Genomic DNA, 16975 nt, shown 5'->3' with positions numbered 1-16975 from the left:
ATTTTCCTCCTTATAATTTAAAACCTAGCAAACGAGCTAGATAGATTCCCTTAAAAATGCAATGATTTTTTTTAGATCTTTTTCTCCATTTGTTTCAACACCACTGGATACATCGACGGCATATGGATTAAATGTTCGTTTGGCTTTTTGGACATTCTCTGGCGTTAGGCCTCCCGCGATGATTATTTTTTTGTTTTTTATGGAACTTGTATCAAGTTGTTGCCAATCGAACACTTCCCCGTTTCCCCCCACAAATTGCTTCGGTGGGGCATCAAATAGTAGAAATTCCGCCGATGTTTCCTGAATCATGTTTTCTTGTGTTGCCCCGTCGACAGGTATTGCTCGAATGAGTGGAACTGAAAAACGCTCCGAAGGTACTGTCCCATGAATCTGTACTATATCTAGGTTTGCTTCCTGAATTATTCTTTCAACTTCTGACAGACTTGGCGAAACAAAGACACCCACTTTTTTTACTTCTTCTGGTACATTTTTTGTGATTTCTTTTGTTTTTTTAGCAGTTATTTGGCGTTTACTTTCTGCAAAAACAAAACCAAGATAACTTGCACCATATGCTACTGCAGTATCTACTTGTTCTTGTGTTTTTAACCCACAAATTTTTACTTTCATCGCAAAACCTGCAATTCTTTGACTTTTTCTTGAGGATTATTTTGCCGCATCAGTCCTTCTCCAACTAAAACAGCTTGATAGTTTTCTTTCACTAGAGCCACTTGTTCACTCGTTGAAAACCCAGATTCGCTGATATAAACTGCATTTGTTGTTTGTTGCTGTCCTAATTTCTGGCTGACCTCTATTGAAACATCAAATGATTTTAAATTTCGATTATTCACACCAATTAATGGCGCTGACAAACTTTCCGCTATTGCGAGTTCTTGTGCATCATGAACTTCGATTAAAACTTCCAAACCTAATGCGATCGCTTTATTGTATAATTCTTCTAATTTTGGTTTGGTTAGAACCGAAACAATCAATAAAATAATTGTAGCCCCTGCATTTCTCGCTCGAATCAATTGTTTTTCATCTAGGATAAAATCTTTGCACAACACTGGAATAGCTACTTCTGCCGCAACTTTGCGTAAATCCTCGATTGATCCTTTGAAAAAAACTTCATCCGTTAAAACGGAAATCGCTGTAACCCCTGCTTTTTCATAGGCTTTTGCCTGTTGGATCACATTAACTGCCAAATTGATTGCACCTTTAGATGGGGAAGCTCGTTTGACTTCTCCAATAATATGCATCTTTTCAGGATGATCTTTGACGTGTTGGTAAAATGAGTAGGTTTTCCGTAATGGTTGAATGATTTCGAAAGGCATATCGTTCACTTCTTGTTTTTTTTCATTGATAATTTTTGCTAAAAAATCCATTTAAGCAACCTCCTTTTGTACTCGGATCAGCTGTTGTAGTTTATCAAAAGCCGCTCCGCTCGCCACACAATCTTTCGCTAATGAAATGCCCTCTTGAACTGACGAAACTTTCCCATTGCTGTAAAATCCTAACCCAGCATTTAATAAAACAGTGTCTAAATAAGGACTCGCCTGATTGTGCAAAATAGATAATAGCGTCTCCGTATTTTGCTCAGCATTTCCTCCACGAATCGCGTCTATAGGAAGACGAGCAAAACCAAACATCTCTGGTTCAATCGTATGCATCGTGATACGCTCGTCTTCCAATAAAGCAAAATGTGTGGTTCCAGCAAGTGAGGCCTCATCCAATCCACCCGAACCATTGACTACAATTGCTCGCTCACGTCCCAATTCACCTAATGTTTTCGCTGTTTCTTCCAGCAAGTCTCGACGATAGGTTCCCATTAATTGTGAATTTAAATGAACCGGATTCGTCAACGGACCAATCAAATTTAGGATAGTTGGTGTCCTTAATTCTCTGCGAACTTTCATGGCATATTTCATCTTTGGATGCATATGAGGCGCAAAAAGAAAGACCAATCCAACTTCATTTAGTACGGTACTTAATTTATCTGGTGGAAGTGAAATCGTTACACCCAAACATTCAAAAATGTCTGCGCTGCCTGATTTACTAGAAATACTGCGATTACCATGTTTAGCGACAGTTACACCGCCTGCTGCTAAAACAAATGCAGCAGTTGTACTAATATTGAAACTACCTGACTGATCCCCACCAGTTCCGCAATTATCCATAACATTCTCTTTTTGGCAGTCGATCATGATGGCTTTTCTCTGAATCGTTTCAGCTATTCCTGCCATTTCTTCCGCTGTTTCTCCTTTGCATTTCAACCCAGTTAAAAAAGCGGCGATTTGACTATCCCTAAGCTGACCTTCAAACATTTGTTCTGCTACTTGCTGTGCTTCTAGACGTGATAAATGTTCCTGCCTAAAAAGCTTCTCAAATATGTCGTTCATCTCACTGTTCCTCCATTCGTTGGATAAAATTATGAATAATGGCTGCACCAATCGTTGTCCCAATCGATTCTGGATGAAATTGAAGCCCAAAAATGGGATATATTTGATGTTCAATCGCCATGATTTCTTGATCATCTGTCGCTATTGCTGTCACGATGAATTCTTCTGGTAAAGTTTTCCGATCAATTACGAGTGAGTGATACCGCATCACTAGGCTTTCATTCGAGATTCCCGCAAACAAGCAGCTGCCTTGATCTGCTTTAATAAGCGATTGTTTCCCGTGACGAATCTCTTTGCCAATTACCACCTTAGCGCCAAAGACTTCACCAATCGTTTGATGGCCTAAACAAATACCTAGTAATGGCTTTTGTTGGTAAAATTGTAGAATCACTTCTTTTACATAGCCTGTTTCTGCTGGCGTTCCTGGTCCAGGTGAAATCACGATTGCATCTGCTTGTTCTGCTAAGGAAAAAATATCGCCTGAATCGTTTCGAATAATCACTACATCTTGATCTGTTCCAATCAATTGAGCAAGATTATGTGTAAATGAATCATAATTATCAATCAGTAAAATCATTTTTCTACCTCCAAAAGAGCTTTGGCTTTTTGCAACGTTTCTTCATATTCTTTTGTAGGCTCAGAATCATATACAATTCCTGCACCTGCTTGTACATATGCTTTATTTTGGTGAATGACCATCGTTCTTATCGCAATAGCAAAATCAGCTTGATCATTTTTAGACAAGTAGCCGACTGCGCCTGCATAGATGTTTCGTTTGACTGGTTCGAGTTCATAAATACGTTGCATCGCCCGAATTTTGGGTGCACCGCTTACCGTACCAGCAGGTAACGTTGCCTTTAGTGCATCCATCGCAGTCAATTCTTTTTTTAGTTTTCCGGTCACGACTGAAACTAAATGCATGACAAAGCGATACTTTTCAACTGTCATATAGACTGGGACTTCAACAGAACCTATTTCACTAATTTTTCCGATATCGTTGCGACCTAAATCGATCAACATTTGATGCTCCGCACGTTCTTTTTCATCAGTGAGTAGTTCTTGTTCTAGTATCGAATCCTGTTCTACTGTCTGCCCTCGTTTCCGTGTACCAGCAATTGGATTTGTTGTTACGATTTCATTTTTAATACTGACTAAACTTTCTGGAGATGATCCGATTACATATGTTTCGCCAAAATCTAGGAAATACAGATACGTTGATGGATTCGTGACGCGTAATCTGCGGTAATAATCGAAAGGTTCTTCTTCAAAATCAGCCGTTAAACGTTGCGAGGGAACCATTTGAAACATGTCACCTTGCTTGATATAGTTTTTTACTTTGGCGACGACTTGTTCAAAACTTGCTTGGGTAAAGTTGCTTTGGTAGTGTAATTTTTTTAACTGAATCTCTTTTTGTTCTTCTTCACTCGGCGTTTGCAATTCTTTTATTTTTTGATTGATAGCTTCGTTTAATGTTTCTTCCCCTCGTTTTGAGTATGTATCAGCTTCTACTAACACTATTTTTTCGCCTACGTGATCGAAAATCAAATACGAATCGAATAGATAAAAGTGACTATCAGGAATAGTTAATTCATCAAACGGCAGCTTCCCTAAGTCTTCGTAGCAGGCAATCATGTCATAGCCGACATAACCGATCGCCCCACCTTGGAAAGGCAGTTCTTTTACGACTTCTTCGTTTTTCAATACATGTTTTTCCATTTCTTTTAATGGATCTTCTACCGTATTCGTTTGTCCGTCAATCGTTAACTGATCACCAAAACAAGTGATTTCAGAAACCGCATCCCACGCAATGATCGAATAACGACCTTTGCTTTTGTCTCTAGGAATGCTTTCTAAAAGGCATTTGTTTGTTCCTTTGATTCTTAAAAAGGCGGATATTGCGGTTAGATAATCTGCTTGGATTTCTTTGATCAATTGCATTTGATTTCCTCTTTTCTATTTTTTTAGTATTTGATGGGATACAATCGTTTTGGTGATTCACGAGTGTGGGAACTTCGCTCGCCAATTACTATCTATTCTCTACTCTGGCAAAACCAATCACAGCGATGAATAGCAAAAAGCCCTCACAAAACAGATATCGATCTGTTTTGTGAGGGCGAATAATAGTATCCACGGTACCACCTCATTGAAAAGTATCTTTCTTTTTAAGTAGCCTTTGGTCGTCAGGTGCTGTTCATCAGCTACCTCCGGCAAGACCAATTGTGGTGATGAATCACAAAAGCCCCCAAACCACAAAAAATCTGTGGTTTGAGGGCGAAAATTCACGGTGCCACCTCAATGTTGAAAGAAATTCTTTCCTCTTATCAGTCGTCTAACAACGACCTTACTCTATAACGGGAGTTCCCGAAAATGCCTACTAACATTCAACATTTCGCTCGAAAGTCCATTCACAACCCATCCCTTACTGATTCGCAGTACCATCAGCTCTCTGAAAAGTTCCAGTGTTGTTACTCCTCTTTCTCAAAGCTTTACTATTGAGGACAATCATATTAGAAATTTCTAATCTTGTCAACTATTTTTTATATAAAAATTGATTTTTTTCTTAATTGTTTGACTGAGTAGCATTTTCTTTAATGATTTCTACAATTGTTTTTGCAGCCAATTCCATCGATTCTAATGTGATGAACTCATATTGACCATGGAAGTTTTCGCCACCTGTAAATAAATTAGGCGTTGGAATGCCCATAAATGAAATCTTTGATCCATCTGTTCCACCACGAAATGGCTGAATATTCGGCTCGATATTTAGATTTTCCATTGCTTTGACAGCAAGATTTACAGGGGTCATGTCTTTTTCGATAATTTCGCCCATATTGTAATACTGATCTAAGAAATCAATTGTTATTCTGTTTTTATCAAATGTCTCGTTTAATTCTTTCACGATTTTTGAGAGGGTTTGTTTTCTTTTTTGAAACAGTTCTTTGTCATGATCGCGAATAATGTAGGTCAGTTCGGCATGATCCAATGTTCCATTAAATTTTGACAATAGATAGAATCCTTCATGTCCACGTGTTTTTTCTGGTACTTCCTCTTTAGGCAATTGTGCGTCAATGTACTCACCAAGTTTGATGGCGTTGACCATTACACCATAGGCTGTACCTGGATGAACGCTCGTTCCTTCAATCGTAATCACTGCTTGTGCTGCATTAAATGTTTCATACTCAAAACAGCCCACTCTGCCACTATCTATGGTATACGCGAATTGAGCGGGAAAATGTTCAGCATCAAAACGGTCTGCTCCGCGTCCGATTTCTTCATCAGGCCCAAATGCAAGGCGAACTTCGCCATGTGCAATTTCAGGATGTGCAAGTAGATACTCAACAGCATCTACTATCTCAACAATCCCAGCCTTATCATCCGCTCCTAATAATGTTGTTCCATCCGTTGTGATCAACGTTTGACCTACATATTCTTTTAAATTGGGGAATTCTTCTGTTTCCATAATAATGCCACGTTTTTCATTCAACACAATATTTTGACCGTTATAATTCGGAAAAATCTTAGGTTGGATGTTTTCAGCATGATAATCTGCTGTATCTAAATGCGCAATGAACCCAATTGTTGGCACATTTTCATTCGTTGTAGCGGGTAAAACTGCCGTCAAAAATCCATTTTCTTCATTGTACTGAATATCAGAAAGGCCTATTTCTACTAAATCTTTTTCAATGATATGCGCAAAATCAATTTGTCCTTGTGTTGTCGGAACGAATTGACTGGCTGCATCAGAGCGTGTGTTGACTTTTACATAACGGATAAATCGTTCTAATAATTGACTCATTTTTTTATTCCTTCTTTCACACAAGTTCGTAACGCTATTTAGTCTTCGACATAAGCTGTTCTAAGATTGAAGTAATCACCATATAAGTGATAGCTGATGCCTTTGATTTTGGGATTGATTAGATAATTAGATGCACTTTGATACAGTGGAACTTGAGCTGCATCTTGATCTAATAAAATTTCTTCGGCTTCTTTGTAATCATCAAACTGTTTGTCTGGTACATTGGCGTTGGTTGTCCGTGCATCTGTAATCAGTTTGTCATAGTCAGTGTTTTGATATGAACCATAATTGTAAGCAGACTCTCCCGCATACAAGTTGAAATAAGAATCTAAATCACTGCTACCAGCAATCCAACCAGATAATGACAGTTCATAGTTTTTATCTTTGCGTGTTTGTAAGACATTGTTTTTTGGTTGAGCATTGATTGTGATTTCGATACCTTTTAAGTTTTCTTGTAATTGACTTTGAACATATTCAGATATTTTTTTCCCATTATCATCATCAGATACTAAAAGAGATAGTTTGATTTTATCGCCTAAATCAGCTTTGGCTTTTTCCCATTCGACTTGTGCTTTTTTCACGTCATAAACTGAATGGTCACCACTGAATTTTCTGAAGTCTTCAGAGGTTTCTGGATTTTTATATAATCCACTTGGAATCAGACCGTTCAATGGTTTTGAGCCATCATTTAGCACGCTTTTTGTTAGAGCATCTTTGTCGATTGCTTGCGCGATCGCTTTTCGTAAATGAAGGTTGTCAGGCGCTGTTCCATCTTTTTTATTGAAATCCAAATAGTAATTAGCGACATCCGAATGGGTTACATAACCGGCATCATCACTATATTGTTGAACGTATTGGCCACTGATTCGGACTAAATCTAATTCGTTTGATTGGTATAAATTGATCCCTGTATTCTCTTCTTTGATTGTATTGACTTTTACTTCTTCTAATTTCACTTTATCCGCATCGTAATATTCAGGATTTTTCTTTAATGTCCAGGTGTCTGATGAAGCATCCCAATCCGTTAAGATAAATGGGCCGCTGTAAATCAAATGCTCGCTGTCTGTTGCATACTGTTTTCCTTGTTTTTCTACATACGCTTGGTTTTGTGGTGCCAACCAGCCAATTGATGCAACTGTCAGAAACGATGGCTGTGCTTGTTCTAATGTCACTTCAAACTCTTTGTCACTTGGGGCAGAAAGACCAATTTCATCAACTGATTTTTCGCCATTACGAATGGCTTTGCTGTTTTTTACGTTATCTAATAAATACGCATTTGGACCTATTGTTGCTGGCGTTACTAGTTTTTTCCATGAATATAAGAAATCTTGTGCTGTAATTGGTTCTCCATTGCTCCAATTGATTCCTTCTTTAAGTGTAAATTTATACGTTAAACCATCTTCGCTGATATCAACTTTCTCTGCTAAACCAGGAATTGGCGTGCTATCATCGTCAAAACGATATAAGCCTTCAAAAAGATGTTGAACGATCGTAAAGGTATTTTTATCCATTGTTTGGGTTGTATCTAAAGTTGAAAGTGGTGCTGGTGAACTGATTTCGATTTTTTGACTTGCTGCGATTGTACCAGCTTCGCTTTTGGTCGTCTCTTTTTTGTCGTTGCCCCCGCATGCTGTTAGTAATAATCCCGTTAATACTGCACTTACGACTAATAATTTTTTTTTCACTTTGTTTCCCCCTTCAGTATCTATATACATTAAGCTACTCCTACCTTGTCTGTGTAGATGTTGGAAAAGTTGAATATAATGTACCGTTTCTCCCTTTGGTCGCCAAGTACTGTTCATCATCTACTCTGGCGTAACCAGGCGCAGTGATTCATAGCAAAAAAACTCCCATCCTATAAAAAGGACGAGAGTTTTAAACTTTCGCGGTACCACCTTCAATTGACTTACATAGTAAGCCCACTCTTTCAGTACAACCATACTGAGGCGCTATAACAGGCGCACCTGAATTGATCTTAACTTGTTCGATCAATTTGTTCAAAGGCCATTTTCTCTTCCATATTCACTGTCTCTTCCCACCAAACGAGACTCTCTTTGAGTTATCTGAAAAATACTTTCCTTATCTTCACATTTAATTTTAATAGATAATGTATTATATGGATTGTAGCATACAAGGAGAATAAACGTCAATAATTGGTTATATAATTTCCAACCCATTTGATTACATCTTTTGAAAATTATAAGAGGGCTGGCTTTTTAAAGTTGTCTCACTACTTAGGATATCATCTCTTGCACTATATCGTTGTCATTTCAACCATGAAGAGTATAGGGAAACATTATTAGGATTTTTATTTTTACGTGTTATAAAATAAAGTTCACATTAACTTTGATTATTGATATAATGAGTAGACCATGTTATTTGATTCATTTATGACTAATATTTTAAAAGGTGGAATTTTGAATGTATTGTTCCAATTGTGGCAGTAAAATTAATGAAAAATCAGTACTTTGTCCACATTGTGGAACAATTTTAAAAAAAGAGTTTTTTAGTAAGAATACTGAAATTGGATGGGGGATTCTAGGTTTTTTTGTTCCTGTTGTTGGACTAATTCTTTATTTAATTTGGCTAGAAACTAAACCTAAAATTGCTAAAACAGCTGGGTTGGGTGCGCTTTGCGGTGTGTCTACGATCATTCTATTTTGGATCTTGTATTTCTTATTTTTTGTTCTTCTACTTCTTGTGATATAAAATCATAAACTACATGAATTAATGGTAAAAATAAAAAAGGAGCTTTTAACTATGTACTGTTCAAATTGTGGTAAAGAAATCGACAAAGCAGCTGTAGTATGCCCACACTGTGGTGTGCCAACGGAAAATGCGAATAAAGATGTCGATAACGGTGGTTTTTTGTGGGGACTACTAGGTTGTTGTATTCCGATAGTAGGTTTAATTTTATTTTTAGTTTGGAAAGATGACAAGCCAAAAACAGCGAAAGCTGCAGGAATTGGTGCTTTAGTAAGTGTTGGATGTGTTGTATTTTTTTATGTTTTACTTTTCATCATAGGTATGTATGGAGCGTCGTTAAATTCTGGATACTAATTGGTTAGCTAGGATCTTTGGTTGTCATTGTCTTCCAAATAGATCATTTTATTTTCGGCAAAAACAGTTCCCAATATGCGCTAGATGTACTGGAGAATTAATTGGTATTTTAGTTGGTATTATCAGTTTTCCATTTGTACATTTTTCTATTTTATTTTTAATTCTTTTGCTGTTACCATTAATTTTTGATGGTTTTTTGCAATTACTAACTACCTATGAAAGCAAAAATGTACGGCGTTGCATTACAGGTATATTGTTTGGTTATGCCTTTTCACAATTAATCATAATGTCGATGGTTTATGTCTATTTGTTGGGCTACAATCATGCACGTTAAATGAAACAATCTTGTCCTAAGGGCGTGGGACAAACACTCATGAGGGCTACCGCCCTCATGAGTGTTTGTCTCAGCCTCTTTTTAATGTCCTCAACTGTAATGATTGTGTAGAAGGTTGATAGAGCATATTCCTATCAATCTAACGAGTCCCTTACTTGTTTAAACTGACTTGAACCAAAAAAAAGCATCTCCCATACTCAATTTTATCTTCCTTAGGGTACTAGAAAATCGAGTATCATGTAGATGCTTTTTTTATTTTCCTTGATTTATTTCAACGCTTTTTGTACATCTTCAATCATTAGGTGTGTAGACTCTAATCCTCCACCACTTAGGTACCAAACGTCAGGTTGTAAAGAAATTACTTTGCCATTTTTACCAGCATTTGTTTGTTTAACTAGTTCATTGTTTTCTACGTTATCGTTTGTATCGTCGCCACCAATTGCTTTCGTGCGGTCAACTACAAACAAGATATCCGGATTTTTTTCTAATACATATTCATATGAAACACTTTGACCATGTGTTGAAGCTTCGATGTTGTCGTCTGCTTGATTAAAGCCAAAAGTATCATGGACGATACCGAAACGAGAACCTTTACCATAAGCAGAAAGTTGTCCTTCATTTACTAAAACAACGAGCGCTTTTTCATCACTTGCTTGTGCTTTTTCTTTAACATCTGCAATTTCTTTTTCTAAATCAGCAATCTTTGTTTTTGCTTCGTCTTGCTTGTCGAAAATTTCAGCTAATGTTTCGATATTATTCTTCGTAGAGTTCCACGTATCTTTGGCATCAACTGCAAGATAAATGGTTGGCGCAATTTTGCTCAACTTATCTTGGAAATCTTTTTGACGACCAGAGATAATGATCATGTCTGGTTTTAGTTGATTGATTTTTTCTAAATCCGGTTCTTTGATTCCACCTGCAGATTCTACTTTGTTGTAGCTGTCTAAATATTTAGGTAAGTTTTTGGTTGGCGCACCAACAACTGCGTCCCCCGCCCCTAGTGCGTCGATCGTATCTAGTGATCCATTGTCGAAAACAACCACTTTTTTAGGATTTTTGGGTACTTCTACTGAACCATTTGAATCGTTTACTGTGATTGTTGTTGCTTCTGAACTTGATTCTTTCGAAGCTGAACCGTCTGTTGTTTTTTTATCATTGTTGTTACATGCTCCTAAAGTAAGAAGTGCGATCATTGATACAGTTGCAATTGCTAAGAATTTCTTTTTCATTTTATTTCCCCCAGTTTAAATAATGTTTTTAAATTTTTTCTACCGTAGATTAATGTGTTTGTTCTGTTTTTCTTATGATCTAGCCACACACATGTTAGCCTTCTCAGCAATAACGAATAAAAATAAATTGATCTAGAAAAATACCTACTGCACATCGTTGCGATTTCATCAATTTCTAAGTATCAAAGACACTAAGAATTGAAGGACTTAGTTGTTCGAAATTTAAAGGGTTCGTTCCACTGTTCTAATTAAAGTACATACAAAATCTTTTTCCTTCGATCTCACAAATTCGGATAGTCATATCGTATAGTTTGTTCAAAACTTCTGATTGGATAATGTCATCTGTACTACCATGAGTAAATAGGCGACCGTCTTTCATTGCTACGATCTCATCTGCATAGCTCGCTGCAAAATTAATGTCGTGAAGCACAATAATGACTGTTTTCCCAAATTCATCTACCAAACGGCGTAAGGTCTGCATCATTTGGACCGCAAAATTCATATCTAGATTATTCAACGGTTCATCCAGCAAAATATAATCTGTATCTTGCGCTAAAACCATCGCAATATAGACTCGCTGTAATTGACCACCTGACAATGTATCAATCAATTCATCTGCTAAATCCAGCAACCCAAGATTTGCCATTGCCTCTTCAACTTTTTCATGGTCTTCTTTTTTCAAACGCCCTTTACTATAAGGAAAACGACCGAAATTAACTAACTCTCGAACGGTAATTTTCAGATTGATGCCATTCGTTTGTTTTAAAATTGATAGCTTTTTAGATAATTCACTTTGTTTCCACGTTTTTACTTCATTGTGATCTAAATAAATCTCACCAGTATCTTTGGGAATTAAACGACTCATCATCGAAAGCAGCGTACTTTTCCCTGCCCCATTTGGACCAATAAATGCTGTTAATTTTTGCTCCGTAATCGGCAATTGAACTTCTGACACAACAATCTTTTCACCATATCTCTTTGACACATTTTTGATTTCGATCATCTGCGCTGCTTCCTTTCACTAATAATTTTTCCGACAAAATAGACACCGCCACCAAATTCAATCACAATGCTTAACGTGGTATTCAACTCAAACACTTGCTCTACAAGAAATTGGCCGAACACCAATAATAAGATTGACAATAAACTACCGCCTAAGAATAATTCACGATGTCGATAGGTACCCATGAGCTGATAACTCATATTTGCTACAATAAATCCAAGAAATGTGACAGGTCCAACCAACGCTGTCGAAAGCCCGATCAACCCACTAATGACCGTCAACAAGATAAACTGGAACCTCGGAACATTGATTCCTAAACTAGTTGCTTGCTCATTTCCCAAATGCAAGACATCTAGCGCATGACTTTTTAGCCATAAGAAACCTACCAAGAACGTGATCAAAATACCCGCTATTAGTAAATGCTGACTATTCACATTTCCAAAACTGGCAAATAATTTACCTTGTAGTAAATCATATTCATTTGGGTCCATCACCACTTGCAAAAATGTACTAATGCTATTGAAAAAGGTTCCTAAAATAATCCCAATCATTAATAATAAAAATAGATCATTCCCACCTTTGTTCAATAAAAAACGAGACAACATGATACTAGCACTCACCATCAACAAAACATTCAAAAGAAACGTAGCGATTGTTTCATTGCCCAAAAGCTGTTGTCCACCTAAAAAGAAAAACAATAAGGTCTGAATAAAAACGTATAATGAATCTAACCCTAAAATATTTGGTGTTAGAAAGTGATTCTGTGTCATCGTCTGAAAACTGATCGTTGAAAATGTGGCTGCGATCCCGACAAAAACAAAAGCCAGTAATTTTTTTCCTCTCAACTCTAAAGCAAAGGCCCAATTTCCATATGTTTTATAAGACAAATACAATACACAAACCGCAATAACGGCAAACAACAATAACAGGATTTTCACCGCTGATGACTGGAAGATTTTTTTCATGCTGTTTTCCTCCTCATCAATAATGCGATAAAGATAAAGCTGCCTAAAACACCGACAACCACACTAACTGGGATTTCATACGGTGCAATCACGACACGTGCTAAAATATCACACGCCAATAAAAAAATACTTCCGCCAATCGCTGTGATTGCCAGTGTATTTTTCATATGATCGCCATACCGCATCGATACTAGATTAGGTACGATCACACCGAGAAAGGGAATATTTCCAACCATGATCAAGACCACTGCACTGGATAAAGCTACGATACCTAACCCAAATAACTGAATCCGTTGATAATTCAATCCCAGATTCGTCGCCATATCTTCACCCATCCCGACTACCGTAAAACGATACGCAAAAAGATACGTAATGATCAATAACGGAATCGTTAGATAAAGCAGTTCGTAATTGCCTTTCATCACTGTGGAAAAATTCCCCTGTAACCAAGAAGACATATTTTGAACGAGCTGAAATTGATACGCAAAAAACGTTGCCACCGAACCAATGATATTTCCAAACATCACGCCGATCAGTGGAATCATCACTTGATTTTTTGCAGGTAAAAAGCGTGTTAAAAAAATAAAAATCAATGTGCCGCCAAAAGCAAACAAGAAGGCAATAAACGATCGAAATAATAACGGTGCACTCGGAAAAAGGATCATGACGACTAAAATTCCTAGACGAGCACTATCCATCGTGCCTGCAGTACTTGGCGAAACAAATTTATTCTGTGTTAAATGCTGCATGATCAAACCTGAAATACTGATTGTACTTCCAGCAATCACCAAACTGATCGTTCGAGGCAGCCGCGTTGTTAACAATACTAATTGTTGCTGTGAATCCCATTGAAATAATTGTGTCAGAGAGATATCTTTCACTCCGACAAAAATTGATAATACAATCAAAAGGAGTAAGAGAACAAATAGGCCTATTTTTTTCATATACTTGCTCCATTTTTCTAATTGAGAATGATTTTCATTCTTACTTATTAGTCTATGCGAAATGAGTAAGAAAAGCAATACCTTTTTAGCTTTTATTCCTTCTCAATTAGAGCCAAACATCAATTTCATTCAGGTGTTTCTCTCTTGTTCTATGCTATAATTCGAAGTAAGACTATATGGAAGTAGGTACGATAATTAATGGCACAAGATGACTTACAGAAACATTTAGACAATGCAATGTATGGCACCCCGCTACTAAAACCAGAAGAACAGCGAAAATATATGGGCACCTTTCGCGAAAGATGTTACCTAACAATGACGATTGCACAGATGAAAAACACAGCGGATAAAGCAAATTTCTTAAAAGAACTGACACAACACCCTGACGCTAAGGTTCTTTTGAATGGTGCAATGGCAAGTGATCTGCAATCTCGCTATATTAAATTGATCAATGAGCGAAACATAAAATTTACCGTAGTAAATGATTTTGTTGAAAATACTCCCGAATCTTTTGGATTAGTTTTAACTGCAAAAGAAGCGGTAAATGAGGAAACGATCGATATTGAGGAAAAATATCCGAACCAAGCGGATACACCTATCCAAACAGAAGAGTCTAAAAAGGGATTCTGGCATAAACTTTTTCATTAGGATAAAGGGAACCAAGTAGGTACCTTGCAGTGTCAAGTTATAGAGTTATCCCCTTCATTCGTATTTCTCGATCATTCGTTTGGATAACTAAAAAGCAGCAAAGAAAACAGATTGCTTTCTTTGCTGCTTTTTTTGTGATTTGCTTTCTAAAATACTTCTGGGTACAACATCTTCAATACATCCATCGTCAAATGACGTCCTTTACCGGTATGTGGATAGGCATGCATATGCATAGCTGGATTAAAGTTTGCTTCTATAATTCCGTAAGTGCGACTATTCTTTATTCCTTTGACCGATTTATCAGGAACGATCAAGTCGATCCCGCAGATTTTTGCGCCTAAAGCTTGAACTGCTTCAATTGCAATCTGCTTGTAGCTATCATCAAAATCATCCGTTACATCGATTGAATCACCGCCAGTACTGATATTGGAATTCTCTCGTAAATAAACGATTTGATCTTTTTCCGGTACAGAAGTTGTTAAGAGATTCTGCTCTTTTAACATTAATCGTTCAACATCACCTAACTGAATCAGTTCCAAAGGTGAGCGATGGTGTGTTCCTCTCAATGGATCAAGATTCTTTTCTGCTACTAATGCTTCAACTGAGCGAATTCCATCACCAACTACATTTGCTGGCACACGTAACATAATGGCACGCACTTGATCATCCAACACAAAGAAGCGGTATTCCGTCCCTGGTAGAAATTCTTCGACCAATACGGCCGAATCTTCTTTGAATGCTAATTTCAACGCTTCTGTATAATCAGCTAACGAGGCTCCTTCTTTAAAAATCGTAATGCCTAAGCCATAATTTGTTGTTTTTGGTTTGATTACAAATGCTTTTTCTGAATATTTTATATACGCCTGTTCTGCTTGTTCGATTGTATCAAATTCATCGCCACCTGGCACTGTAAAGCCAGCTTCTGCCAATACTTTTTTCGTAACCGTCTTATTTTCCATGATCAACGGCACGATATAGTTATCTTTACTTGTCATATTTGCATTTTTGACATATTCGATATGGTCATTATGTTTAAGTTTTAAAAATTGTTCGGCTTCATCTAATACTTCAACTTCTACACCTTTTTGAATAGCATCAAATAAAAATAACTGTGTAGAGAGCTCCATATTTCTAAAACCAGCTAATTGATATGGATGTTCAAACGCCATCCCATGATACTCTTTTCCAAAAATGATCCCTAGTTCTTGGTTCGAGTTGCTTTCAATAATTGTCCACATTTTGCCAGCAATCGTTAAATCAGGTGTTCTTAATTGGGTGCGATGAATCTCTAACAATTTTTTAGCTCTAAACAGACCTAAAGCTTCGATCATTTCATCCATTTCAGCAAAAATTCGATCGCCTTCTGCTAAAAGTTTTACTTGTGCAAACGGATGACCTAACGCTACTTGTTCATTCAAGAAATCCCCAGTTGCTACCCAATCATTCGGAGCTTCTTTTTCATCTGTCCATACTAAATACAACATAAACAAATGAATAAATTCAAGTGACTCTTCGTCCACACCTAATGGCGCAAATGGGTTTAAATCTAGATTTCTAAGTTCGATGTAGCGAACGCCAGTTTTAGGTAAATCAGCCATTTGCTTACCACCACGTAATCGAACCGCTGAATAAAATTCCTTTTCTTCTGATAAAATGCCATTTTCAACCATCCGATGAATGTCGTTGATGTAATGTTGCAATGATTCATAAGATACTTTGACATTTTCATTATTTTTGTAGCCAAATGCACTATTACGTAAACTTCTGACAGGTCCATTTGGTCGCTCTTCACGTTCAGTAAAGTAACCAACCTCACTGACAGGTGAAGCACCAAATAAATAGGTGATCAACCAACGGTAACGCAAATAATTACGTGAGACTTTCATATATAAAATATTTTTGAATTCTTCGATCGTTTCATACTCAGTTTGTGCTGAAAACAGCTGTTTGACCAACTCAATATCATACTCAAAGTTAAAATGAATACCGCTGACCATTTGCTTACGTTTCCCATATTCTCTTGCCAAATAACGACGATACAGAATTCCATCATACTGCTCGAGTTTAGCAATTTTTATATCTTCATCTTTTGGTGGTAGTTTGGGCGGCATACTTAACGGCCAAAGCATCTCATGTTTATTCATTGAGCGTATCGCCACGTCATGAATTGCTGCAAGATAACGCATCATCCCATTAATAGAATTCGCTACAGGTGTAATCAATTCCATTTGTGTTTCGCTAAAATCAGTTTGAATGTACGGATGATATGTTCTATTTCCTAAAACTTCTGGATGATCCGTCATTGCTAGTTGACCATCAAACGTCGTGCGTTGGCTTTCTTTTTCTAATCCAAATCGTGCAGCCATGACATATGGACGTGCACTTTTTTGCTGTAACAACTCTCTAAATTTCATACTGTCGCCTTTCTTCCCCGTTATTATTCCATTACTAATCATTATATAGAAAAAGAGAAGCAAAAAGAATATTTTAGCTTAAAAATTGTCTAAAAAAAAATAAACTTACTGAATTGGTAAAAAAATAGGTCTTTTTATATTTTTTTATTCACTGAAATATACTCTTTCAAGTCATTCGACTTCATT

The 16975-nt window shown here is 37.0% G+C and carries 16 protein-coding genes and 2 other annotated features; of the genes, 4 read left to right on the top strand and 12 right to left on the bottom strand.

Features of this window, described 5'->3' with window-relative positions:
* Positions 1-36 precede the first annotated feature (36 nt).
* The 7 genes from AC1PU0_RS01370 to AC1PU0_RS01340 form a co-directional block, all read right to left on the bottom strand.
* The gene (locus AC1PU0_RS01370) at positions 37-627 is read right to left on the bottom strand and encodes a phosphoribosylanthranilate isomerase (RefSeq protein ID WP_111247163.1); all 591 of its coding nucleotides are present in this window, start codon (positions 625-627) and stop codon (positions 37-39) included.
* Entirely contained in the window at positions 624-1382 is a 759-nt protein-coding gene (gene trpC / locus AC1PU0_RS01365; protein ID WP_206848234.1) for an indole-3-glycerol phosphate synthase TrpC, read from the bottom strand. The genes AC1PU0_RS01370 and trpC overlap by 4 nt, the downstream gene beginning before the upstream one ends.
* Entirely contained in the window at positions 1383-2396 is a 1014-nt protein-coding gene (gene trpD, locus AC1PU0_RS01360; protein WP_069654154.1) for an anthranilate phosphoribosyltransferase, read from the bottom strand.
* Between the two features lies 1 nt (position 2397).
* The gene (locus AC1PU0_RS01355) at positions 2398-2973 is read right to left on the bottom strand and encodes an anthranilate synthase component II (RefSeq protein WP_206848233.1); all 576 of its coding nucleotides are present in this window, start codon (positions 2971-2973) and stop codon (positions 2398-2400) included.
* A complete protein-coding gene (gene trpE, locus AC1PU0_RS01350; RefSeq protein WP_206848232.1) occupies positions 2970-4334 on the bottom strand; it encodes an anthranilate synthase component I in 1365 nt (454 codons plus the stop codon). Before trpE ends, AC1PU0_RS01355 begins: the two co-directional genes overlap by 4 nt.
* A 326-nt stretch (positions 4335-4660) precedes the next feature.
* Positions 4661-4887 (bottom strand) — a binding site (T-box leader).
* A 69-nt stretch (positions 4888-4956) separates the two neighbouring features.
* Positions 4957-6192: a peptidase T gene (gene pepT / locus AC1PU0_RS01345; protein WP_206848231.1), complete on the bottom strand. Its 1236-nt coding sequence runs from the start codon at positions 6190-6192 to the stop codon at positions 4957-4959.
* A 38-nt stretch (positions 6193-6230) separates the two neighbouring features.
* Positions 6231-7907, bottom strand: a complete 1677-nt coding sequence (locus tag AC1PU0_RS01340) for a peptide ABC transporter substrate-binding protein (RefSeq protein WP_206848230.1) — start codon at positions 7905-7907, stop codon at positions 6231-6233.
* A 144-nt stretch (positions 7908-8051) separates the two neighbouring features.
* Positions 8052-8287: a binding site (T-box leader), on the bottom strand.
* 326 nt (positions 8288-8613) lie between these two features.
* Here AC1PU0_RS01340 and AC1PU0_RS01335 point away from each other — a divergent pair.
* Genes AC1PU0_RS01335 through AC1PU0_RS01325 form a run of 3 tightly spaced genes read left to right on the top strand, consistent with a single transcriptional unit; the run spans position 8614 to position 9586 of the window.
* Positions 8614-8901 (top strand): zinc-ribbon domain-containing protein, encoded by a 288-nt coding sequence (locus AC1PU0_RS01335; RefSeq protein WP_206848229.1) that lies wholly within the window; start codon positions 8614-8616, stop codon positions 8899-8901.
* 51 nt (positions 8902-8952) lie between these two features.
* Positions 8953-9252, top strand: a complete 300-nt coding sequence (locus AC1PU0_RS01330) for a zinc ribbon domain-containing protein (protein ID WP_111247155.1) — start codon at positions 8953-8955, stop codon at positions 9250-9252.
* Positions 9239-9586 (top strand): DUF2085 domain-containing protein, encoded by a 348-nt coding sequence (locus tag AC1PU0_RS01325; protein WP_111247154.1) that lies wholly within the window; start codon positions 9239-9241, stop codon positions 9584-9586. Before AC1PU0_RS01330 ends, AC1PU0_RS01325 begins: the two co-directional genes overlap by 14 nt.
* 266 nt (positions 9587-9852) lie before the next feature.
* On the opposite strand, the gene fitD is transcribed toward AC1PU0_RS01325, so the two are convergent.
* The 4 genes from fitD to fitA form a co-directional block, all read right to left on the bottom strand.
* A complete protein-coding gene (fitD, locus tag AC1PU0_RS01320; RefSeq protein WP_111247153.1) occupies positions 9853-10815 on the bottom strand; it encodes an iron chelate ABC transporter substrate-binding protein FitD in 963 nt (320 codons plus the stop codon).
* A gap of 244 nt (positions 10816-11059) precedes the next feature.
* Entirely contained in the window at positions 11060-11818 is a 759-nt protein-coding gene (gene fitC / locus AC1PU0_RS01315) for an iron chelate ABC transporter ATP-binding protein FitD (protein ID WP_069654163.1), read from the bottom strand.
* The gene (gene fitB, locus AC1PU0_RS01310; RefSeq protein ID WP_206848228.1) at positions 11815-12783 is read right to left on the bottom strand and encodes an iron chelate uptake ABC transporter family permease subunit FitB; all 969 of its coding nucleotides are present in this window, start codon (positions 12781-12783) and stop codon (positions 11815-11817) included. The genes fitC and fitB overlap by 4 nt, the downstream gene beginning before the upstream one ends.
* The gene (fitA, locus tag AC1PU0_RS01305) at positions 12780-13727 is read right to left on the bottom strand and encodes an iron chelate ABC transporter permease FitA (protein WP_111247152.1); all 948 of its coding nucleotides are present in this window, start codon (positions 13725-13727) and stop codon (positions 12780-12782) included. The genes fitB and fitA overlap by 4 nt, the downstream gene beginning before the upstream one ends.
* A 198-nt stretch (positions 13728-13925) precedes the next feature.
* Between fitA and AC1PU0_RS01300 the strand changes: the two genes are divergently transcribed.
* Complete coding sequence (locus AC1PU0_RS01300; RefSeq protein ID WP_206848227.1) at positions 13926-14375, top strand: YueI family protein; 450 nt, start codon at positions 13926-13928, stop codon at positions 14373-14375.
* A 146-nt stretch (positions 14376-14521) separates the two neighbouring features.
* Here AC1PU0_RS01300 and gshAB read toward each other — a convergent pair whose 3' ends face one another.
* Positions 14522-16789, bottom strand: a complete 2268-nt coding sequence (gene gshAB / locus AC1PU0_RS01295; protein WP_069654167.1) for a bifunctional glutamate--cysteine ligase GshA/glutathione synthetase GshB — start codon at positions 16787-16789, stop codon at positions 14522-14524.
* Positions 16790-16975: the final 186 nt, after the last annotated feature.

The organism is Enterococcus sp. XAF26B05_ASV22 (assembly GCF_056727285.1).
The sequence above is the reverse complement of the archived record's forward strand: the minus strand, read 5'-3'. Positions and strand labels throughout refer to the sequence as shown.